The organism is Amycolatopsis sp. w19 (assembly GCF_051373225.1).
GTDB lineage: Bacteria > Actinomycetota > Actinomycetes > Mycobacteriales > Pseudonocardiaceae > Amycolatopsis > Amycolatopsis japonica.
Window position 1 is genome coordinate 281753 of the sequence record NZ_JBPQFM010000005.1, and the last position, 19924, is coordinate 301676.

Genomic DNA, 19924 nt, shown 5'->3' on the forward strand with positions numbered 1-19924 from the left:
CGCTGGTGGGGAGGCCGCCGCGCGAACGAGGGATGGGCACTTTGCTCAGGCACGTCCTCGACGTGACCGAGGCGGACGTCTCCGCGTTCTTCGAGGACATCGGGCTGGGGGACTACCGGCCGCGGTTCACGCCGTTCGTCCGCGCGATCGTCGAGCACGGGCCGCTGCCCATCCGCGACCTCGCCGCCGAAGTCGGCGTCACCCATTCCGCGGCCAGCCAGACCATCGCGCAGATGGCGCGTCAGGACCTCGTCTCGCTCCGGCCGGGGACCGACGCCCGCCAGAGGATCGTTTCGCTGACCGACAAGACGCGCGACCTGATGCCGACGCTCGAAGCGGAGTGGGCGGCGACCAGCGCCGCGGCCGCCCAGCTGGAAGCCGAACTGCCGTACCCGCTCAGGGAGGTGCTGGTCGCCGCCGTCGAAGCCTTGGAGCGGAAATCGCTCCGCGAGCGCATCGCCGAGACGGACGCCGCGCTCAAGCTGAAGCGTCGGCCCGAGAAAGACTGAACACGGCCCAGACGTACTTCCCGCCCGAGCAGAGCTCGTGCCCCCAGTCGTCGGACAACGCGTGCACCAGCTGAAGACCGCGGCTGCGCGCCGCCATCGGCGACGGCTCCTTCAGCTTCGGCCGCTCCGTCCCAGAGTCGAAGACCCGCAGGGTGAGCCTTCCATCGGAGTATTCGACCTCGAGCCTGTCCGGCTTCTCCCCGTGCTCGAAGGCGTTCGTGACGAGCTCGGAGGTGGCCAGGAGGACGTCGTCGACCGCCGGCCCGTCGAGGCCGAGGCCGCCGAGAGTCGCCCGCACGGCCTGTCGCGCGACGGCGGGGGCCGTCACATCGACCGGCAGGGGCAGGGAGACCACCGGCAACGAGCCCTCCGATCGCGTCTTGGACATCGTCATGGTTCCGCACCTCCCCTCACGAGAGACTCCCAGATCCGCTGTTCGCCTCCCTGATACCCACAAGGGCCGAGGTCGAATCAGACTCCGTCGGTGAGTTCCGTCTCGGTCAGTCCTTCACGCAGTTTCTTGAGCGTGGCGGCCAGCAGTCTTGACACCTGCATCTGGGAAACACCGACACGGCGCGCGATATCCGACTGGCTCATCCCGGATCCGAACCGCAGCGCGACGATCTTGCGCTCGCGATCGGGCAGCCGTTCCAGCATCGGCCGCAGTGCCTCCCGCAGCTCCGCCTGGCTCAGATTCGCGTCCGCCTCGCCGAAGCGGGTGTGCGCCGAGTTCTCCAGGAGGTTGTCCAGCGAGGCCCCATAGCGGCCTTGGCCGGCCCGGAGGCCCTCGTAGACCTCGTCGATCGGGACGCCGAGATGCGAGGCGATCTCACTGGGTTTCGGCGCACGCGAGAGCCGGACGGTGAGCTCCTCGCGCACGGCCGAGATGTTCGCGTTCAGCTCCTTGAGCCGCCGCGGCACCCGGACCGACCAGCTGTTGTCACGGAAGTGATGCCGCAGCTCGCCGGAGATGGTGGGGACCGCGAAGGCCAGGAAGTCGCTGCCCTGACCGGGATCGAACCGGTCGACGGCGTGGATCAGCCCGATCGTCGCGATCTGGACCAGATCCTCCATCGACTCGTCCCGGTTGCGGAACTTGCGCGCCAGATTGCGCGCGAGTTCGAGGTGCGCGCGCACCAGCTCGTCCCGCAGCGCCTCGCGCTCGGGGGCGTTCGGGGGCAGCGCGCACATGCGCTCGAACAGGACCGGGACATCCGCGCCGTCTTGCTCGACGGGTTCGGTCACGGCCGGGCCGCCTCGCTCTCCCGGATGAGTTCCACCCTGGACAGGTAGCCGCCGTCGGCCGGGGTGACACTCCGCCGCGCGGACGTCGCGAGCGCGGTGAGCAGCTGCCAGGACAGACCGGTCTCGTCGTCGGGCTCCGGGGAGTCCGAAAGCACCGAGACGGTCACCTCGATCCGCCCGTCCTTCCACGAGAAGACACAGGTCAGATGGCCGTCGGCGGCCGAGGGGAGCAGCATGGAGCAGGCCTCGTCCACCGCCATCCGGAGGTCTTCGACGGCGTCCAGATCGAAGTCCTGGCGCATCGCGATATCCGCGACGATCGTACGGAGAGTGGGTACCACGTGCGGTACCGCGGCCGTGCGTACCTCGATGAGTTGAGCGCCCTCCCCGCCGGGCGGGGTGTTGTCCACCACGTGTGTTCCTCTCTCGAGCTGCGCTGCCGATGGGTCACATGCCCTGGGTGTGAGCAAACCAAACCCACGTTTGAGCCGTGCAGGGGGCGGGCATGTAACCGGCGACAAACGATCTCCTTGGAAGGCGGGGACCGACATGGCTGACGTGAGCCGGCTGCCGAACGTGGTGGCGGAAGAGTGGGACTGGCAGCTCCGTGGGTCGTGCCGAGGCGCGGACAGCAGCTTGTTCTTCCACACGGACAACGAACGCGGTTCCGCCCGTGAGCGGCGCGAATCGCGCGCCAAGGCGATCTGCCAGACATGCCCCGTGCTGGCGCAGTGCCGCAAGCACGCGCTCGCGGTGCAGGAGCCGTACGGCATCTGGGGTGGCCTCGGCGAGATCGAGCGTCGCGAGCTGTTCCTTCGTGAACGCCGCGCCGGGCGCAAGGCCTTGACCGCGCATTGAGCGCGCCCCGGGCACCGGTCGGCGACGCGCACGACGGCGATCGTGGCGCCCCGTCCGTACTGGGTTAGGGTTGGGACTGTCGTTGCGGGGACAGCCACGCCTACCCGCCGAAGAAGAGCGTGCGTCCGTGTCCGGACTGGGCGCGGCCGTCGCTTGAGACCACAGGCGCGTTCCGGCGCTGAGCGTCGGTTCTCACCTGATGAGGAGAATGTGCATGCCCGCAGCGGACCAGAACACCACGCCGCCCGGTTTCAGCATCACGCTGGACGCCGACGCGTCTGAACCGCGTGTGGTGGTCACCGGTGAGCTCGACCTGCTGACGAGCCCGCAGCTTCAGGAGACCCTCGGGGCCCTGATCACGGACAAACCGTCGGGCCGGGTGGTCGCCGACCTGACCGGCGTGACCTTTTTCGACTCCTCGGCGCTGAACGTGGTGCTCCAGGCGCAGCGCCAGGCCGCCGAGAAGGCGGTCGAGCTCGAACTGGTGCCCAGCCCCCAGGTGAGCCGCGTGATCGAGCTCACCGGCGTCGCCGAGCACCTCAGCGTGTCGGAGGAGCCCCCCGCCTGATCCCCCGCTACGGTCGTGGGCTCGTGATCCGCGACACCTGGGGGCAGCAAGATGATGGGGCGGACGCATGCCCTGACGGGGTGGTGCGCGGGCCTCGCGCTCGCGCCCGCCGTCGGAGCGGGGACAGTGCACCAAGCGGTCGTCTTCGCCGCGACCACGGCGGGTTTCGCCCTCCTTCCCGACCTCGACCACCCGGGCGCTCGCGCGTCGAAGCTGCTCGGCTGGTTCACCGGCGCGATCTCATGGATGCTTCGCCGCGTTTCGGCGGCTCTCTACGCGCTGACCAAGGGACCTCGGGACGAGAAGGTCACCGGTAAGCACCGCCATCTCTCGCACACCGTCTTGTTCGCCGTCGGCCTCGGCTTCCTGACCTCGTGGGGGACCGCCGAGGGCGGGCCTTGGGCCGTGTTCGGCGTCGTCGTCCTCGGCCTGCTGCTCGCGGAAGGCGCGCTCGGCGACTGGCTCCTGCCGGTCAGCGGCGCGGCCGTCGGCTGGTGGGTGTGGACCGCCCCGCCGGACAAGTCGGCGCAGCTCGCGGAGATCTCCGGCTGGCTCGGCATCGCCGTCGCGGCCGGGTGTTTCGTGCACTGCCTCGGCGACGCGCTGACCGAGTCCGGCTGCCCGTTCCTGTTCCCGATCCCGATCGCGGGCGAAACCTGGTACGAGATCCGGCCGCCGAAGCCGCTGCGGTTCCGCACCGGCAAGAAGGTGGAAAACCGGCTGATCTTCCCGGTGTTCGCGGTCGCCGCGGTGGTGCTGATCCCGGGTGTCTGGGAGTACCTCTTCACCACGGTCCAAGGGCTGCTCACGCCGGACGGGACGCAGACCGCGGTGCAGTGAGGAATGCCCTCGTCGCCGCCGGCGTTGAATCGGAACGCCGGACCCGGTTGAGGAGGGGGAACAGTGGACAAGCCCGTGCTGCGCGCCGACGCGCGCCGCAACCGAGCGAAGGTGCTCGCGGCCGCCGAAGAGGCCTTCGCCGTCGACGGCCTCGCCGTACCCCTCGACGAGATCGCCCGCATGGCCGGTGTCGGCGCGGGCACCGTCTACCGGCATTTCCCCAGTAAGGAAGCGCTCTTCCAGGCCGTCGTCGTGGACCGTCTCGAACAGTTCGCGCGGGAAGCCCGCGAGTTGCTGACCGCCGAAGACCCCGGCGAAGCGTTCTTCGACTTCTTCAGACGCGTCGTCCAGCAGGCGTCCCGTAACCGGGCCCTCTGCGACGCGCTCGCCGAGACGACCGGGCTGGGTTTCAAGGCGAGCGCGGGCGACGAGTTCCGCTCGGCGACGCAGGCGTTGCTGACGCGGGCACAGGCCGCGGGCGCGGTGCGCGAGGACATCGACGGCGACGATCTGCGCGCCCTGATCGCCGGGTGCCTCGCCGCCGAACGGTACTCACTCGAAGAGCGGCATCTCGTGCGGATCATTGTCGACGGTTTGCGCACGCTACGTAACAAAACGTAAGATCAACGCGAGAAGTCCTCGTACCTGCGCTTCGCATGGCGAGGGGGTGCCGGATGTCCAGTCAGGGTCCCACCACCGGTTCCGTCACGGTCGCGGCCATCGCGGGTCTCGCGACCGGGCTGCTCGTCGCCGCGCTTTTGGTCGCCGGCCGCGAGCCACAGCCCCGCGTCTACGAAGTCGGCACCACCCCGTCCCCGACCTCGACGTCCCGTTCGGTCGGGCCGGTCACGGTGACCGTGCCGGGGAGCGCTCCGGAGCCGCTCGTCATCACGCGGACCAGCACGCCGGCGCCGCGCACGGTGACCCGGACCGTGACGCCTACACCGACGTCGACGGTGCTTCCGCCTTCGACGACCACCGGGTTCCGAAGCGACTGATGACCGTGAAGGCCGCCCCCGATGAACGGCCTCCACGGTCATCCCCTGTGGCTAGCCGACGTCGCGACGCCGCCAGCCCATGAGCCCGGCCACGAGCGCGACCACGGCGACCCCGGTCAGCCAGACCAGCGGTGTCGCGGTGAACGCCGCGGCGGGCAGCTTCGGAACGTGCGAGAACGGTGAGGCGTCCACGATCGCCTGCGGCAGGTTCAGCACCGGGCCGAACAGGCTGAGCAGCAACGCCAGCCCGGCGATCGCCCACGCCGCCGTCGTGAACTTCGGCGCCAGGCCGAAGAGCGTCACGGCGAGCCCGGTGATCACCCACACCGCCGGAAGCTGCGCGAGCGACGCGACCACCATGTCGCCGACCGCGTCACCGGCACCGCCGGACCGCATCCCGTTCGACAGTCCCAAGAGGACACCGCTGACGACCATCATCAGCGCCGTGCCGCCGAACGCGAACACGAGATGGCTCCCCAGCAGCCGCATCCTGCCGACGCCCGTCGCGAGCAGCGGCTCGACCCGCACCGCGGTCTCCTCGGCGCGCAGCCGCAACGCGGCCTGCACCCCGTAGAGCGCGATGACCATGGCGAACAGTCCGGTCATCGCCGCCATGAAGGCGTCGATCAGCCCGTCCGTGCCGCCGAGGCGCTGGAAGATCTCCTTCGCCTGCCGGCTTTCCCCCACGACGTCGCCGATCCCGGTCGCGACCGAGCCGAACACCGCGGCGCAGACCGCCGTGCCGATCAGCCAGCCGATCAACGGGCCCCGGTGCAGGCGCCACGCCAGCGCGAACGGGCTACGCAGCGACGCCGCGGCTTCGGCGGGTCCTGGACGCGGCGGGACGATGCCGGTGCCGACGTCGCGCCGCGGGAGCAGCGCGTAACCGATCGCGCCGACGACCACGGTCGCGGCCAGCGGCAGCAAGAACACCCACCAGCGTTCGTCGGCGAACGGCCGGATCCGCTGTGCCCACCCGATCGGGGAAAGCCAGGAGACCCAGGTCGCGTCCGAGGTCGAGTCACCGACGGCGCGCAGCAGGAACGCGACCCCGACGGCGGTGGCGCCGATCCCGTTGGCCGTCCGCGAGTACTCGGCCACCTGGACGGCGACCGCGGCGACCGCCGTGAAGACCAGACCGGTCGCCGCGGTGGCGGCGCCGAGCGCGAGCGAACCTTCGACGGGCAGCTTCGCGCCGATCATCAGCCCCGTCTCGACGAGTCCGATGAGGACACTCGCCCCGGCCGACACCAGCACACCCGCGGTCAGCAGGGCGTACCGGCCGACCACCGCGGAGGCCAGCAGTTCCGCACGGCCCGAGTCCTCCTCGGCCCTGGTGTGGCGGGTGACGGTGAAGACCGCCATCAGCCCGATGACCAGGGCGAGGAAACCGCCGAGCCGCCACGCGGTGAACCCGCCCGCGGTCGAGAGGTCGAAGGCCGGGCCGTAGATCAGCGAAAGGGACGGGTTCGCGCCCATGCTCGCGGTGAGCCCGGCCCGTTCGGCGGCCGTCGGGTACAGGGTTTCGAACGTGCCCGACGACGTCGAGGGCATGATCCCGAGCAGGACGATCCAGATCGGCAGGACGATCCGGTCCCGCCGCAGCGCCAGCCGGGTGAGCTGCCAGGTGCCGACCAGTCCGTGCGCCGGCCCGGAAACGACGGCCGGGCGCTCCAGCGTCGCGGTCATTTCGCGCTCGCTTCGCCTGCGTAGTGGCGGAGGAACAGCTCCTCCAGCGTCGGTGGCTGGCTGGTCAGGCTGCGGACGCCGACCTGGGTGAGCTGCCGCAGCGCTTCGTCGAGGGAGCGGGTTTCGACGTCGAAGCGGACCCGGTTGCGCTCGACCTTGAGGTCGTGGATGTTCTGGAGTTCGGTCAGCCCGTTCGGCGGACCGGCGAGTTCGGCCGAGATCGACGTCCTGGTGAGGTGCCGGAGCTCGGCGAGCGTGCCGGTCTCGACGGTGCGCCCGTTGCGGATGATGCTGACCTTGTCGCAGAGCGCCTCGACCTCGGCCAGGATGTGGCTCGACAGCAGCACCGTGCGGCCCTGCTCGCGCTCCTCCTGGATCGCGTACTGGAAGGTGGCCTCCATCAGCGGGTCGAGGCCGGAGGTCGGCTCGTCGAGGATCAGCAGGTCCACGTGCGAGGCCAGCGCGGCCACGATCGCGACCTTCTGCCGGTTGCCCTTGGAGTAGGTGCGCCCCTTCTTCTTGGGGTCGAGGTCGAAGCGTTCGACGAGGTCCTTGCGGCGGCGCTGATCGAGCCCGCCCCGCAGGCGCCCCAGCAGATCGATCACCTCGCCGCCGGAGAGGTTGGGCCAGAGGTTCACGTCACCGGGGACGTAGGCGAGGCGCCGGTGCAGGCTCGCCGCGTCCTTCCATGGGTCGCCGCCGAGCAGGCGGACGTCGCCCGAGTCCGCGTGGAGCAGACCGAGCAGGACCCGGACGGTGGTCGACTTCCCCGCGCCGTTCGGGCCGAGGAAGCCGTGCACCTCCCCAACGGGTACCCGCAGGTCAAGGCCGTCCAAAGCCTTGGTCCGGCCGAAGGATTTGTGGAGGCCGGAGATGGAGATGGCGTTTTCCATGAAGCTGAAGGTACAGTGATTTCACGAAGTTGTGAAGTTAAGAAAACGTATGGATGGTGTGATCACTCTGGGGGAAGTAAGAGAGGATGTGCCCATGACGACGACGCCTGAGAGTGCTTCGAGCACGCAGAGAGACGAGGACGCCGTCCGCCGTTACGTGGAGCACCTGGGCCTCACGCTTTCCCAGATCGGGATGCAGCGGATGCCCGCCAGGGTGTTCGCCGCGTTGATGACCACCGACGCCGGCCGGCTCACCGCGGCCGAGCTGGCCGACCAGCTCTCGGTGAGCCCCGCCGCGATCTCGGGGGCCGTGCGGTACCTGGAGCAGATCGGGCTGGTCGCCAAGGAACGCGAGCCAGGCTCGCGCCGCGACCACTACCGGCTCTTCGACGACCTCTGGTACGCCACCTTCATGAAACGCGACCGCATGATCACCATGTGGCGCGACGCGGCCGACGAGGGCGTTTCGGCGCTGGGGGCGGACACGCCGGCGGGCGAGCGGGTCGCCGAGATGCGCGACTTCCTGAGCTTCATGATCAAGGAGCTCAACGACATGTACGCGAAGTGGCACGAGATGCGGGCCGAAAAGGGCAAGTAGGGCCATCGGGCCTCGTGAGTGAGGACGGTTAGAACCGTCCTCTGTACCTGCTGGGTCGAAGGTCCGTGAAGGCCTCCTTGAGGGACCCAGAGTCTCTCAAGGAGGCCTTCACGGACTGGCAGACGGGGCGCGGCGTGCGCGGAGGCGTGACTCGTGTGACTGGATGCCGCACTCGCGAGTTCCGGCTTCGATCACGTGAGTGCGGTGCCACGTCCTCGTGAGTGGCAAGGACGGTTAGAACCAGCCCTGTCCTCCATGCCTACGGTCGGGTGGTTTCGCGTGCCCGGTTGTCGCCGAGCGTCGTCCACGCATGTCTGGTCTTGACCGGGGTTGCGAAAGCCACTTTCGCAACGTTGAAGGTTGCGAAAGTGGCTTTCGCAACACGCCCTTAGAACCTTCACGGACCGAAGCCTAGGACGGGTGGAACCGTCCTGAACACTCACGAGGCCACCGCGACCAGGAGTGTGCCCGCGAGCCGTTCCGCCCACTCGTCCAGCTCCCTCGGGGACGGTTCGCGGTCCTCGAAGGACGCCAGGAACGCGTACTGGAAACACGCCCCGAGCAGCAACGACGCCGCAGCGTCCAGATCCGCGTCCTCGCGGATCCTGCCGAGCCGGGCCTCTTCCTTCAGATACTCGGCGACACGCACGAGCGGGACGTCCGGTCCGCGGTCCCTGCTCAAGACCCGTTCCCGGTGGGTCGCGAGCAACTCCCGTGAGGAGAACAGCGACACCGCGATCGGGAAGCTCTCCAGGTAGAACGACAGCGTGATCCGCGCCAGCCGGGCGAGGTTCGCCGCGAGCGGGGTGTCCGAAGACGTCCCAGCGGTGTCCATCAGCTCGTCCAAGGTCGACCCGAGCGCGGGCAGCCGCTCGGTGAGCACGCTCGTGAAGATCTCGGTCTTGTCCTTGAAGTGCTTGTACAGCAACGCCTCGGAGTAGCCCGCCGCCTGCGCGATGGCCTTCGTCGTGGCATGCGCGTAGCCCTGCTCGCGCATCACCTTCGCCGCCGCGGCGACGATCTCCTCGCGGCTTCCCATGTTCGCTCCTGAGGGCTTCTCAGCGTTCGCTCGACAAGTGGTTAGTGAACACTCACCATAGTGGGTGAGTGTTCACTAACCCAGGAAGGCGTGACCATGAAGCTCACTGTTCTCGGTGCCACGGGCGGGGTCGGTTCCGAAGTCGTCAAGCAGGCGCTGGCCGCCGGCCACCACGTCACCGCGGTCGTCCGCGACCCGTCCCGGCTGGACGTCGAAGGAGAACAGCTGGAAGTGGTCGTCGCGCGGCTGTCCGAGCACGGCGCGCTGACCGAGGCGGTGTCCGGGCGCGACGTGGTGATCTCCGCCCTCGGCGCCCGCGACCGTAACCCGACGACCATCGTCACCGACGGGGCCCACGCCGCCGTCGCCGCGCTCGGCTCGGCGGGTGTCCGGCGGCTGCTGCTGGTGAGCGCCAGCGGCCCGTTCGTCGACGGCGACACCTTCTTCACCAGGAACGTCGTCAAGCCGATCCTGGGCAGGATCCTCCGGCACGCGTTCACGGACATGATCGGCGCCGAGCGGATCGTGCGCGCGAGCGACCTCGACTGGACGATCGTGCGTCCGCCGCGTCTGCTGAACGGGCCGCACACCGGCGAGATCGCCGCGCGCACCGACGGCAACGTCCGCGGGAGCTACAGCATCAACCGCGCCGACGTCGCCGATTACCTGCTCCGCGCGGCCGCGGACGACTCGCTCGTCCGCCAGACGGTCTCGATCGCCCACGGCTGACCTCCCGCGTTCAGTCCTCTCGATGCGGTTGTTGCGTGCGCAACGATCGCGTTCAGAGGACGAAACGCGGCAGTAAGGTCGCGAGGTGATCAGCCGTGCGGTGGTGCTCGCCCCGATCCTGCTCGCGCAAGCCGTCCGGGTGCGCCGTACGACGCCCAGGCTACCCGGTGCCGCGGGGCCGGTCAGCGGCCTGGTGGCGGGCGACGGCGACCCGGTGCGGCTCGCGGTGCTCGGCGAGTCCACTGTGGACGGGGTCGGTGCGGCCACGCACGCCGAGGCACTGACCGGACGGCTCGCGGAGGAACTCGCGCGGGACGGCCGCGCGGTCGCCTGGCAGGCACTCGGCCGGACCGGCGCCAACGCCCGCGTGGTGCGCGAGGACCTGCTGCCGCTGCTCGAACCCGCCGACCTCGTCGTGATCGCACTCGGCGTCAACGACACGATCGAACTGCATTCGGCCACGCGCTACCGGCGTGACCTGCTCGACCTGATCGTCGAACTGCGACGTCGCGTGGGACGGGTCCCGGTGGTGCTGGCCGGTGTGCCGCCCATGGGCCGGTTCCCCTCGCTGCCGCGTCCGCTGCGGGACGTCCTCGGCGCGCGGTCGGCCGTCCTCGACGCCGCGGCCGCCCGGCTGGCCCTGCTGCCCGGCGTCGTCCACGTCCCGATGCCTGCCGCGATGCTGGACCCCGCGACCTTCGCCGAGGACCGTTTCCACCCCGGTCCCGAGGGCTATCGGCGCTGGGCCGGGCAACTCGCGGACGTGAGCCGCCGGCTACTCAGCGACACCTTTTCGGACTGAAAGCGCTGATCAGGTCACTCGCATGCCACAGATTAAGAAATTTCCACGAAAAAGCTGGCTCTGCGTGTATCTGGTGGCAGCCTCGTTGCGTCCTATGGAGCAGTCGAGGAAATGAGGGACACCCGATGACGACCGAGACCAACACCGCGCCCGTCGACGACGAGGCCACGGCCACCGAAGACCTCGAAGAGACGACCCCGAAGCCGAAGCCGATCACGGCGCCGGTCCCGCCCCGTCCCGGCACCAGCCCCGACGGCAACTGGGACCCGCACAGCACCGACCCGCCGGTGAACTGAACCGACACAGACAGGTGATGTCCGGAGGCCGAGGGGGCCGCCGGGCATCACCTCCGGGTGCTCCTTCGGGGGAGGGGGACGCCCGGACGCGGGCCCGTTGGGGAGCGGGCCCGGGGGGAGGGAAAAAAGGACCGGCCGGTGCGCAGTCCACACCTACTCGCGCCGGCCGGTGCCTTTGTCCTCCGCCCACACCGAGGGGGACGACCGAAAACTCGACAAAAAAGTTAGTGACTTGATGTATCCCAGAGCCTCTTGCACGCTCCTTCTCCCCGAAGGGCCCGCGATACTGCCAGCGCCGACACGAAGACACGTCCGAAGTGGGGCAGATACGGTGACCGACGTGCAAACGACCGAGGTAGACCCGCCATGGGAAGGACTGACCGGTGCCGACCTGCATGCCGCCTGCATGCGTGCGGCGCGGGCCGGTGACCGCCAGGCGATGGACAGACTTGTGCACGAGCTGACCCCGCTCGTGTGGCATGTCGCGCGCGCGAACGGGCTCGATCGCCTGACCGCCGAGGACGTGGTCCAAACGGTGTGGCTGGCCCTGTTCAGCCAGCTCGAAAAACTTCGTGACCCCAAAGCGCTCGCCGCCTGGTTGATCACCACCACCAGGCGCGAGGCCCAGCATCCCTTCGGCCGCCGCGCTCAGCCCGTCCCGCTGACCGACGAGCTGGCCGAAAGCATGGAGAGCACCCATCCGGCCCCCGAAGAGGAAGCCGTCCGCGCCGACCGGGATCGCCGGGTCTGGCGCGCCTTCCTCCGCCTGCCGCACCGCTGTCAGCAGCTCCTTCGGCTGACCGTGCTCGCCGGGCGGGCCGAATACCAACTGGTCGCCGAAGCACTCCGTATGCCACGCGGAAGTGTCGGCCCGACCAGGGGCCGTTGCCTCGAATCGATGCGCGACCTGCTGGCCCACGAAGGGGGAAGCCGATGAACGACCTCGGGACGCCGGGGGAGATGACCTCCCCGGGCGATGAGGCCTTGCTCGCCGATATCGGACGTTTCATGGACGAACTGGACCCGCCACCGGGAGACCTGGTGCAGCGGGTTCAGTTCGCGCTCGCGCTCGAAAACCTCGACGTCGAGGTCGCCCGCTGGGAACGGATGGACGCCACCGCGGGCGTTCGCGGCAGCGACACCGGCACGATCACCTTCACCGTCAGCGACCTGACCGTGATGATCAACCTCACCAAGATCGGCAAGAAGCACCGGATCGACGGCTGGCTCGTGCCCGCCGGCGAGTACGGAGTGGAGGTTCGCGTCGCCGAGCACGGCACGAGTTCCACCACCGCCGACGAAGGAGGCCGGTTCGTGCTGGACAACGTCCCCCAGGGCACCACCCAGATCGTGATCCACCTCGGCGACGTGACCTGTCGCCGAACGGTCGTGACCCCCACAGTGGTGCTGTAACCGGACGGCTGTTCCGTTATGCGGCGTGGGTGTGCTCCCATAGTGCGTGTGCCCGCGCCGTCTCCTCCTGTCGTCGATCCCGTAGCCGAGGAAGCGGCCGACCTTCATCGCCAAGCGAGGGCCGCCGCCTCGGATCACGGGCTCAGCAGGCCGATCCGTCTGCTGCGGCGCGCGCTCACGCTGCTCGGCCCGGTGGACGCGGATCTGGTCGCCCGGCTGGAGATCCGGGTCCGGATCCTGATCAGCCTGGCGGCGGCCGAGGCGGAGTTCGTGTCCCAAGAGGACGGTCTCGCCCGGCTGGACGAGGCGGAACGCATCCGGCTGTTGCTGCCCGGTGGCGACGTGCGGCACGAACTGCGCTTCGTCGTCGGACTTCAGCGCGCCGTCGTCCTGATGCGAGCGGGGCGCCTGGAGGAGTCGCTCGCGCTCAACAACGCCTTCCTCCCCGGGTTGGCCGCCGAGGCGGGCAAGTACAGCGCGGTGCTCACCAGGTCCCTGGTGAACCGTGCGTGGCTGCATCTGGAGATGAGCAATCCGGACGCGGCGTACCGTGACCTCGTCGAGGCGTCGGACCTCGCGGTCGAGCACGGTCACCGGTTGCTGGAAGGGAAGATCCGGCACAACCTCGGTGATCACGCGCAGTTGCTCGGCGACATCCCGGAAGCGCTCCGGCACTACGAGCAGGCCGCCGCGATCTTCGTGACCGACGGGCCCGGTTCGCTGCCGCTCGTCCGGCTGGACCAGGCGAAAGCGTTGCTCACCGCCGGGCTCGCCGAAGAGGCGGCGCGGCACCTCGACGACGCCATTCCGGAACTTCGGCACAACGGCGCGGTGCATCTCGTCGCCGAAGCGGAGGTCGCCAGGGCCGGTGCCGCGATCCTGGAACGCGACTACGCGCTGGCGAAGAAGCTCGCGGCGTCGGCGCGGCGGAGTTTCCTGCGGCGCGGCAAGGGGCGCTGGGCGGAGATCGCCGAACTGACCAGGCTCCGCGCGGACGCGGTGAAGGTCTTGGCGGACAGGGAGAAGAAACCGCCCGCGAAACTGCCGGAGCGACTGGCCGAACTCGCCATCCGGTTGGCGGGCCTGGGTCTGCGCGACGAAGCGGGCGCGGCGCGGATGTTCGCGGTGCGGCTGCTGATCCGTCGCGGGGAGACGGCCGCCGCCCAAGCACTGCTGGCGCAGGTGCCGAAACCGCGGCAGACCACGCCGATCGACCACCGGATGCAGCTGCGGTTGTGCCGGGCCGAACTCGCGGTGGCGTCCCACCGGCCGCGTTCGGCGCTCGCGCAGGCACGGGCCGGGCTGGCGGAACTCGGGCAGATCCGCGACCGCATGGGCGGGCTCGACCTCGTCTGCGGGACGGCGGCGCACGGCGAAGAGCTGGGCAAACTCGCGCTGACGCTGGTGCTCAAGAAGGCGAGGCGCAGCGGCGCCGGGGCGAAGAGCCTGTTCGCGTGGCTGGAACGCACGCGCGCGCAGGTGTACCGCTACGAGCCGCTCCCGGTCATCGAAGATCCCGCGCTCGCCCGGCACATCAACGAAATGCGCCACGTGCAGGGGACGATCCAGGCGCGGCGGCTGTCCGGTGAACCGGTCGGACAGCTCGAGGAGCGCTACGACCGTTTGCAGCGGGAGGCGACGCGGCTCGGGTGGTACACCAGCCAGTGGGGTCGCCCGAGGCCCGTCTCGGCACCCGAAGAGGTGGTCGAGCGGCTCGGTGATCGCGTGCTGGTCAGCCTGATGGGGTATCGAGACACCTTGTACGCGGTGGTCGTCGACCGCGGCCGGTTCCGGCTCCTGAAGCTGGGGCCGCTGGGGGAGATCGTCGAGACCGCGCGGCAGTTGCACGCGGACCTCGACGCGCTGGCGCCGGACAACCTGCCCGCGCCGCTGGTCGAGGTCGTCACCGGTTCCGCGCGGCGCCGGGCGGACAAACTGGACCGGCTGATCTCCGCGTCGCTGGCGAAGACGCTGGAGAACCGTGAGCTGATCATCGTGCCGATCGGTTCGCTGTACGCGTTGCCTTGGGGCGCTTTGCCTTCGCTGCACGGACATCCGGTGTCGATCGCGCCGTCGGCGACCGCCTGGGTGACCGCGTCCGGGCGGCGGAACTCCGGCCCGGTGCTGCTCGCCGGCGGGCCGGGGGTGCCGGGTTCGGTCGGTGAGGTGCGGAACCTGCGGGCCGTGTACCCGCACGCCCGGCTGGTCGACGGGAAGGACGCGACCAGCGACACCGTCCTGTCCGCTTTGGACGGTTCCGGCATGGCGCACCTGGTCGCGCACGGCGCGCACGAACCGGCGAACGCGTTGTTCTCGCGGCTGGAACTGGTCGACGGCCCGTTGTACGCGCACGAAACCGCCCGGCTCGCGAAACCGCCGGAACGGGTGGTGCTGGCCGCGTGCGAACTCGCGATGAGTCACATCCGGCCCGGCGAGGAGGCGCTCGGTTTCGCCGGGACGTTGCTCGCCAGTGGTTCGCGGACGGTCATCGGCGCGATCGCGCGGGTCGGCGACAAGGCGGCCGCGGCCGCGATGACCGATCTGCACCGGCGGCTGGCGCTGGGGACCGCGCCCGCTCTGGCGCTCGCGGAAGCGACCGCCGCCGATCCGCTGCGGCGCCCTTTCCTGTGCCTGGGCGCGGGCTGACGTTCTCTCGCTTATGGGGCGAAAGCGTCCTTCACCGCGTCTCATGCGGCGAAAGCTCCCTTCGCCGCGTCCAATGTGGCTATGGCGTCCTTCGCCTACCCACAGGAGTTGTCCACAACCATCGTCGTCTGTGGACAACTCCGCCGAGCGCCCGTTCCCGTCGCCCTCCGCCGGTAGACTGGACTCGGGGTCGCCCCCCTTGGGAAGGGCGGGGGGTGGGGTCAGGCGCGTTCGGCGTGTTTCACCAGGCGGGTGGCCAGGATCGAGATCACGGCGCGCAGGGCCGTGCGGATGCCGGCGCCGGTCCCGGGCAGCGGTTCGGTGAACCGGCCGGTCCACCGGAGATCCGTGCCGCCGGAAGCGTTCGGCGTGAACGAGACTTCGGCGCGATAGTCCTTCAGCAGCGCGAGCCCCGCGAAGCCGTAGACGTGCTTTCGGTCCTGTTCGTACTCCAGCGTCTCTTCGTGGAGATATACCGGCCACAGGCCGACGGCCCGCACCGCGCCGACGCCGTCCGCGCCCGGTTCCCGCGCCCAGCGCGAGTGGAACACCACCGGCTTCGCCCATTCCGACCACCGGGAACCGTCGGCCTCCAGCGCGAACAGCGAAGCGGGCGAGGCGCTGCTCGTCCGGTTGACCTCGAAGGAGTACGTCTTGCCCATGTGGCGACGATAACCGCTCCGAGCGCCACGGATAAGTAAAGATAGGGACGTGAGCACGCCGCGCCGCGAGATCGCCGCACCACATTGGCTGGTGCAGCTGCTCCGCAGCACACCCGTTCCCATTCCGTGGAACATGGTCGCCCGCGCCGTCCTCGCCCTCGCCGTCCCACTCGCCGTCGGCTACGCATTGGGCGACATCGGAGTCGGCGCGCTCGTCTCCACCGGCGCCCTGCCGACCGTCCTTTCCGAATCCGCCGGCCCGTACCGCTACCGCGCCCGGCGGCTCGGCGGCGCCACCGCGGCGGCGGGTCTCGGCTACTTCGCCGGACTGATCACCGGCGGCATCCCCGCCGCGTCCATCCCGGTCGTCGTCGGAGTCGCGGCGGTGTCCGCGCTGATCAGCGCGGCGGGCAGCAACGCGTCGGTCGCCGGACTGCAGATGTTCGTCTTCTGCGTGCTCGGCACCGGCCAGCACGTCACCGGCCTGCGCGTCGAAGTCCTCCTCGGCTACTTCTGCGTCGGCGCCGCCTGGAGCCTGCTGATCGCGCTCGCCACCTGGACCTTCCGCGCCACCAGCCCCGAACGCGGCGCCGTCGCACACGTCTACGTCGAGCTCGCCGCGATGCTCTCCGCGACCGACGAGGCCACCTCCCGCGTCGCGCGGCACCAGCTCACGACCGCGATGAACACCGCGTACGACCGGCTGCTCACCGCCCGCTCCTGGCTGTCCGGCCGCGACGCCACCTACCGCCAGCTGCTCAACCTGCTCTCGGCCAGCACCCCCGCCGTCGAGGCATCGGTCGCGATGGTCAACGCCGGCCGCCACGCCCCGGACGACGTGATCGACCACTTCATCGCGACCTCGGCCGCCGTCCTCGCGAACCAGGAACTCCCGGAGCCGCCCGAAGCGCCCGAAGACGCCGACCCGGTCCTCGCCGCCCTCTACGCCGGGCTCGCCCGGATAGGCAAGGGCGACAACCGGAAGCGGCGCGAGGTCCAGCCGTGGCACAAACGCCTTCGCGGCTGGGCGGGTTCGCTCGTTTCCGGCCCGCTCACCTGGTTCGCCGCGCTCCGCCTCACGTTGTGCGTCGCGATCGCCGAAGTCGTCGCGCTGCTCGTCCCGTTCGAACGGTCCTACTGGATCACGCTCACCGTCGGCATCGTCCTCAAACCGGACTTCGGCTCGGTCTTCGGCCGCGCCGTGCTGCGCGGCATCGGCACGGTGATCGGCGTGGGCATCGGCGCGGCCGTACTCGCCGCGGGCGGCGAAGGCTGGCTGCTGGTCCTGCTGATCGCCGTCTTCGCGGGCGGCGTCGCGGTCGGCAAGGTCCGCAACTACGGCATCCTCAGCGCCTTCGTGACGCCGCTGATCATCCTGCAGATGGATCTCGCCAGCACCGGAAGCTGGAACATCGTGCTCGCGAGGCTCGTCGACACCGTGCTCGGCTGCGCGATCGTCCTGATCTTCGGCTACCTGCTCTGGCCGGGAAGCCGTCGGCCGCAGGTCGGCGGACGGCTCGCCGACAGCCTCGACAGCCTGGTGAAGTACGTCGACAAAGGACTCGTGCTGGCGCCGTCCGGCGAGGCCCGGCTGGAACGCTCACGCGCCCGCCGCCGCGCCTACCGCGCACTGGCCGACCTGCGGACCGCGTTCCAGCAGGTCGTCGTCGAACCCTCCGCCGCCGGACGGCAGGCCGTCGCCTGGTGGCCGGTGATCGCCGGGCTCGAACGCGTCGCCGACGCCGTCACCGAGGTCGGCGTCACCCTCGGACGCGGCGCCCCTGCCCCCGACGAAGCCGATGTCGCGCTCCTGACGGCGGCCCTCACCGAACTCGCGGCCGCCGTCCGCGAGGAACGGGATCCGGCGGAGATGCCGATGCCCGACAACGAACGGCTGTCCGGCGTCGTCGACCAGATCGGCGCCGCCTTCGACGCCGTGCGCGGTCCCGACCTCGTCGAACGCGCGCCGTTGCGGCTGGTCCGGCGCTTCCTGCCGTATCACCGCCGCGCCTGAGGCATCCTGGTCCGGACGGACCGGCTTCCTGGGGGCTCGATGAAGGACTGGATACCGCTGATCCAAAGCCTGATCTGGCCGGTGCTCATCGTGGGCTTGGTGATCAAGTTCCGGTCGTCGCTCCATCGGCTCGCCGACACGATCACGAGCCGGGTGAGCCAGGGCGCTTCTTTCGAGGCCGGTGCCTCGGGGGTCAGGCTCGGACGAACCACGGCCGGACACGACCAGCGTCAACACGATCCACCTCGCCCACACGGCACGACGCGAGAAGCAACTGGACCGGGACAACTACCAGTACCACGGCATCCACGCCTTCCTCGTGGGAGACGACGACCGCGATCTCGACCGCGTCACCAAGGTCGCCTACCACCTCCACCCGACCTTCTACGAGCCGAACCGGATCGTCACGGACCGGAAGACGGACTTCGCGTTGAGGACCGCGGGCTGGGGGATGTTCAACCTCACGGCCGACGTCCACCTCGAAGGCCGGGCGACGCCGCTGCGGCTCGAGCGGTACATCAACTTCTGACCACCCACCCGGACGGGGGATGGGTGAGCATCATCTCGAACTAATGTTCGAGTTTTCACGCATAATCGACGCATGCTCGACACTGGTGACACGCTGCCGCCGGGGCCGCGTCACCTGCACATGGTCCGGCCCAACCAGCCCGTTTGGGTCGATCTCACGCTGGTGTACCCCGTCGGCGCGGTGAAGACCCGCCTGCCCGACGGCCTGGATCTCACCGCCACCGTCCCCGGGCTGCTGGGGATGTGGCGGGCGACGACGACGGGGCACTGGGTCGGCTGGGTCACCTTCCAGCTCGGCCCGGTGGGCCGGGGCGGCACGACGCATTCGCAGTGGGTGCTGGCCGAGGCGCTGCGGCCACGCGAGCACCGGAACACGTGGTCGGGCAGCTTCCCCTCCGAGCGGAGGCGTTGATCGTCCCGGCTCGTGGACGGTATTGACCGCATGCCAGAACACGCCCACGATGGCCACGTGTCCGCCATCCTGGAGTCCTCGCCGATCCGTTCGGTGGGTGAAGGTGCCGTCGCGCTCTTCCTGCGCCGTGGACGTTTGGGCTCTCCGCCCGCGTAGCTCCTCATCTCGCCAAGTCGTCCGACGGTGAATCCAGGGAGCCTCCATGTCCATCGAACTGCCCGACCGTGTCGGTCTCCGCCCCGCGACCGTCCCCGACGGCGGGATCTTCGAAGGGCCGCGTCTGCTGCGGCGTTTGCCGGAAGGCGTAGAGGAGCGTCCGTACGAGCTTTTCTCGCTACGCCCGTTGGGAAGGGTGATCGGCGCCGAGATCGGCGGCGTCGACCTCGCCCGTCCGCTGACATCCGAGCTCCACGCCGAGCTGAACCGCGCGCTGCTGGAGTGGAAGGTGCTGTTCTTCCGCGATCAGGACATCACTTCGGCGCATCAGCGCGCGTTCGCCGCCAACTGGGGCGAACTGGAGACGAACCCGTTCATCCCTCAGGGCGAGACCGAGGACACCACGCGGTTCGCCCGGTCCGCGACCATGCCGGCGTTCGAGAACATCTGGCACGTGGACGTCACGTTCCGGCCCGCGCCGGCGCTCGGTTCGGTCCTGCGGCTGATCGAGGTCCCGCCGGTGGGCGGCGACACGATGTGGGCCGACATGGCCGCCGCCTACGACAACCTGCCCGAAGACGTCCGCGAACGCGTCGACGGGTTGACCGCGGTGCACGACTTCATCCCCGGCTTCGACCGTTTCTCCGACCCGGAACTCCTGCTGCGCCACCAAGACGCGTTCCCGCCGGTCGAGCATCCGGTCGTCCGCACGCATCCGGAAACGGGACGCCGCACCCTCTTCGTGAACCAGGCCTTCACGACGCACATCGTCGGCATCGACCGCGACGAGAGCGACAGGCTCCTGCGGTACCTGTTCAGCCGGGCGCACATCCCGGAGTTCCAGGTGCGCTTCGCCTGGCGGCCGGGTTCGGTGGCCTTCTGGGACAACCGCGCCACGCAGCATTACGCCGTCAACGACTACCACCCGTACGCGCGGGTGGCCGAACGCGTCGCCATCGCGGGCGACCGGCCGTTCCGAGCGTCCCCATGACGGGTGATCGTCGAGGCGTGTTCACTCGTACCTGTGTG

General features: G+C 69.8%; 24 protein-coding genes. 17 read left to right on the forward strand and 7 right to left on the reverse strand.

Annotation, left to right across the window (positions count from 1 at the left end):
• Positions 1–32: 32 nt before the first annotated feature.
• On the forward strand, positions 33–509 hold the full coding sequence (locus ACSMFO_RS14155; RefSeq protein ID WP_436459025.1) for a MarR family winged helix-turn-helix transcriptional regulator: 477 nt from the start codon (positions 33–35) through the stop codon (positions 507–509).
• Here ACSMFO_RS14155 and ACSMFO_RS14160 read toward each other — a convergent pair.
• The 3 genes from ACSMFO_RS14160 to ACSMFO_RS14170 all read right to left on the reverse strand — a co-directional run bounded on the left by ACSMFO_RS14160 (position 478) and on the right by ACSMFO_RS14170 (position 2167).
• Complete coding sequence (locus tag ACSMFO_RS14160) at positions 478–903, reverse strand: ATP-binding protein (protein ID WP_436458936.1); 426 nt, start codon at positions 901–903, stop codon at positions 478–480. The genes ACSMFO_RS14155 and ACSMFO_RS14160 overlap by 32 nt on opposite strands.
• A gap of 77 nt (positions 904–980) precedes the next feature.
• Positions 981–1754 (reverse strand): SigB/SigF/SigG family RNA polymerase sigma factor, encoded by a 774-nt coding sequence (locus ACSMFO_RS14165; protein ID WP_436458937.1) that lies wholly within the window; start codon positions 1752–1754, stop codon positions 981–983.
• On the reverse strand, positions 1751–2167 hold the full coding sequence (locus tag ACSMFO_RS14170; protein ID WP_016330768.1) for an ATP-binding protein: 417 nt from the start codon (positions 2165–2167) through the stop codon (positions 1751–1753). The genes ACSMFO_RS14165 and ACSMFO_RS14170 overlap by 4 nt, the downstream gene beginning before the upstream one ends.
• A 136-nt stretch (positions 2168–2303) precedes the next feature.
• Between ACSMFO_RS14170 and ACSMFO_RS14175 the strand changes: the two genes are divergently transcribed.
• From ACSMFO_RS14175 to ACSMFO_RS14195, 5 genes are all read left to right on the forward strand, one after another.
• Entirely contained in the window at positions 2304–2612 is a 309-nt protein-coding gene (locus tag ACSMFO_RS14175) for a WhiB family transcriptional regulator (protein ID WP_037315146.1), read from the forward strand.
• A 214-nt stretch (positions 2613–2826) separates the two neighbouring features.
• A complete protein-coding gene (locus ACSMFO_RS14180; protein ID WP_016330770.1) occupies positions 2827–3180 on the forward strand; it encodes an STAS domain-containing protein in 354 nt (117 codons plus the stop codon).
• Between the two features lie 54 nt (positions 3181–3234).
• Positions 3235–4020: a metal-dependent hydrolase gene (locus ACSMFO_RS14185; protein ID WP_436458938.1), complete on the forward strand. Its 786-nt coding sequence runs from the start codon at positions 3235–3237 to the stop codon at positions 4018–4020.
• 63 nt (positions 4021–4083) lie between these two features.
• Positions 4084–4641, forward strand: a complete 558-nt coding sequence (locus ACSMFO_RS14190) for a TetR/AcrR family transcriptional regulator (protein ID WP_125731737.1) — start codon at positions 4084–4086, stop codon at positions 4639–4641.
• Positions 4642–4694: 53 nt separating this feature from the next.
• Positions 4695–5018 carry a hypothetical protein gene (locus ACSMFO_RS14195; RefSeq protein ID WP_073846092.1) on the forward strand — a complete coding sequence of 108 codons (324 nt, stop codon included), beginning with the start codon at positions 4695–4697 and terminating at the stop codon, positions 5016–5018.
• 51 nt (positions 5019–5069) lie between these two features.
• Here ACSMFO_RS14195 and ACSMFO_RS14200 read toward each other — a convergent pair whose 3' ends face one another.
• Complete coding sequence (locus ACSMFO_RS14200; protein ID WP_436458939.1) at positions 5070–6707, reverse strand: ABC transporter permease; 1638 nt, start codon at positions 6705–6707, stop codon at positions 5070–5072.
• Entirely contained in the window at positions 6704–7600 is an 897-nt protein-coding gene (locus ACSMFO_RS14205) for an ATP-binding cassette domain-containing protein (protein ID WP_436458940.1), read from the reverse strand. Before ACSMFO_RS14205 ends, ACSMFO_RS14200 begins: the two co-directional genes overlap by 4 nt.
• A 94-nt stretch (positions 7601–7694) precedes the next feature.
• On the opposite strand from ACSMFO_RS14205, the gene ACSMFO_RS14210 reads away from it, so the two are divergent.
• Positions 7695–8198 carry a GbsR/MarR family transcriptional regulator gene (locus tag ACSMFO_RS14210; RefSeq protein ID WP_436458941.1) on the forward strand — a complete coding sequence of 168 codons (504 nt, stop codon included), beginning with the start codon at positions 7695–7697 and terminating at the stop codon, positions 8196–8198.
• 439 nt (positions 8199–8637) lie between these two features.
• On the opposite strand, the gene ACSMFO_RS14215 is transcribed toward ACSMFO_RS14210, so the two are convergent.
• Positions 8638–9237, reverse strand: a complete 600-nt coding sequence (locus tag ACSMFO_RS14215; protein WP_436458942.1) for a TetR/AcrR family transcriptional regulator — start codon at positions 9235–9237, stop codon at positions 8638–8640.
• 96 nt (positions 9238–9333) lie between these two features.
• Between ACSMFO_RS14215 and ACSMFO_RS14220 the strand changes: the two genes are divergently transcribed.
• The 6 genes from ACSMFO_RS14220 (at position 9334) to ACSMFO_RS14245 (ending at position 15123) form a co-directional block, all read left to right on the forward strand.
• Positions 9334–9966, forward strand: coding sequence for an NAD(P)-dependent oxidoreductase (locus ACSMFO_RS14220; RefSeq protein WP_436458943.1), 633 nt, complete (start codon positions 9334–9336; stop codon positions 9964–9966).
• Between the two features lie 85 nt (positions 9967–10051).
• On the forward strand, positions 10052–10768 hold the full coding sequence (locus ACSMFO_RS14225; protein WP_400567231.1) for an SGNH/GDSL hydrolase family protein: 717 nt from the start codon (positions 10052–10054) through the stop codon (positions 10766–10768).
• A 125-nt stretch (positions 10769–10893) separates the two neighbouring features.
• Positions 10894–11064: a hypothetical protein gene (locus ACSMFO_RS14230; protein ID WP_360088698.1), complete on the forward strand. Its 171-nt coding sequence runs from the start codon at positions 10894–10896 to the stop codon at positions 11062–11064.
• Positions 11065–11395: 331 nt separating this feature from the next.
• The gene (locus ACSMFO_RS14235; protein WP_007030724.1) at positions 11396–12001 is read left to right on the forward strand and encodes an RNA polymerase sigma factor; all 606 of its coding nucleotides are present in this window, start codon (positions 11396–11398) and stop codon (positions 11999–12001) included.
• Complete coding sequence (locus tag ACSMFO_RS14240) at positions 11998–12477, forward strand: hypothetical protein (protein WP_007030725.1); 480 nt, start codon at positions 11998–12000, stop codon at positions 12475–12477. The genes ACSMFO_RS14235 and ACSMFO_RS14240 overlap by 4 nt, the downstream gene beginning before the upstream one ends.
• A 42-nt stretch (positions 12478–12519) precedes the next feature.
• Positions 12520–15123, forward strand: a complete 2604-nt coding sequence (locus ACSMFO_RS14245; protein WP_436458944.1) for a CHAT domain-containing protein — start codon at positions 12520–12522, stop codon at positions 15121–15123.
• 221 nt (positions 15124–15344) lie between these two features.
• Here ACSMFO_RS14245 and ACSMFO_RS14250 read toward each other — a convergent pair whose 3' ends face one another.
• Positions 15345–15785 (reverse strand): SRPBCC family protein, encoded by a 441-nt coding sequence (locus ACSMFO_RS14250; RefSeq protein ID WP_073846095.1) that lies wholly within the window; start codon positions 15783–15785, stop codon positions 15345–15347.
• A 49-nt stretch (positions 15786–15834) separates the two neighbouring features.
• Between ACSMFO_RS14250 and ACSMFO_RS14255 the strand changes: the two genes are divergently transcribed.
• The 4 genes from ACSMFO_RS14255 (at position 15835) to ACSMFO_RS14270 (ending at position 19886) form a co-directional block, all read left to right on the forward strand.
• The gene (locus ACSMFO_RS14255; RefSeq protein WP_436458945.1) at positions 15835–17799 is read left to right on the forward strand and encodes an FUSC family protein; all 1965 of its coding nucleotides are present in this window, start codon (positions 15835–15837) and stop codon (positions 17797–17799) included.
• 181 nt (positions 17800–17980) lie between these two features.
• A complete protein-coding gene (locus ACSMFO_RS14260; RefSeq protein ID WP_436458946.1) occupies positions 17981–18328 on the forward strand; it encodes a pYEATS domain-containing protein in 348 nt (115 codons plus the stop codon).
• 72 nt (positions 18329–18400) lie between these two features.
• A complete protein-coding gene (locus tag ACSMFO_RS14265; protein WP_037333240.1) occupies positions 18401–18739 on the forward strand; it encodes a hypothetical protein in 339 nt (112 codons plus the stop codon).
• Positions 18740–18941: 202 nt separating this feature from the next.
• Positions 18942–19886, forward strand: coding sequence for a TauD/TfdA dioxygenase family protein (locus tag ACSMFO_RS14270; RefSeq protein ID WP_436458947.1), 945 nt, complete (start codon positions 18942–18944; stop codon positions 19884–19886).
• The last annotated feature ends 38 nt before the right edge of the window (positions 19887–19924 follow it).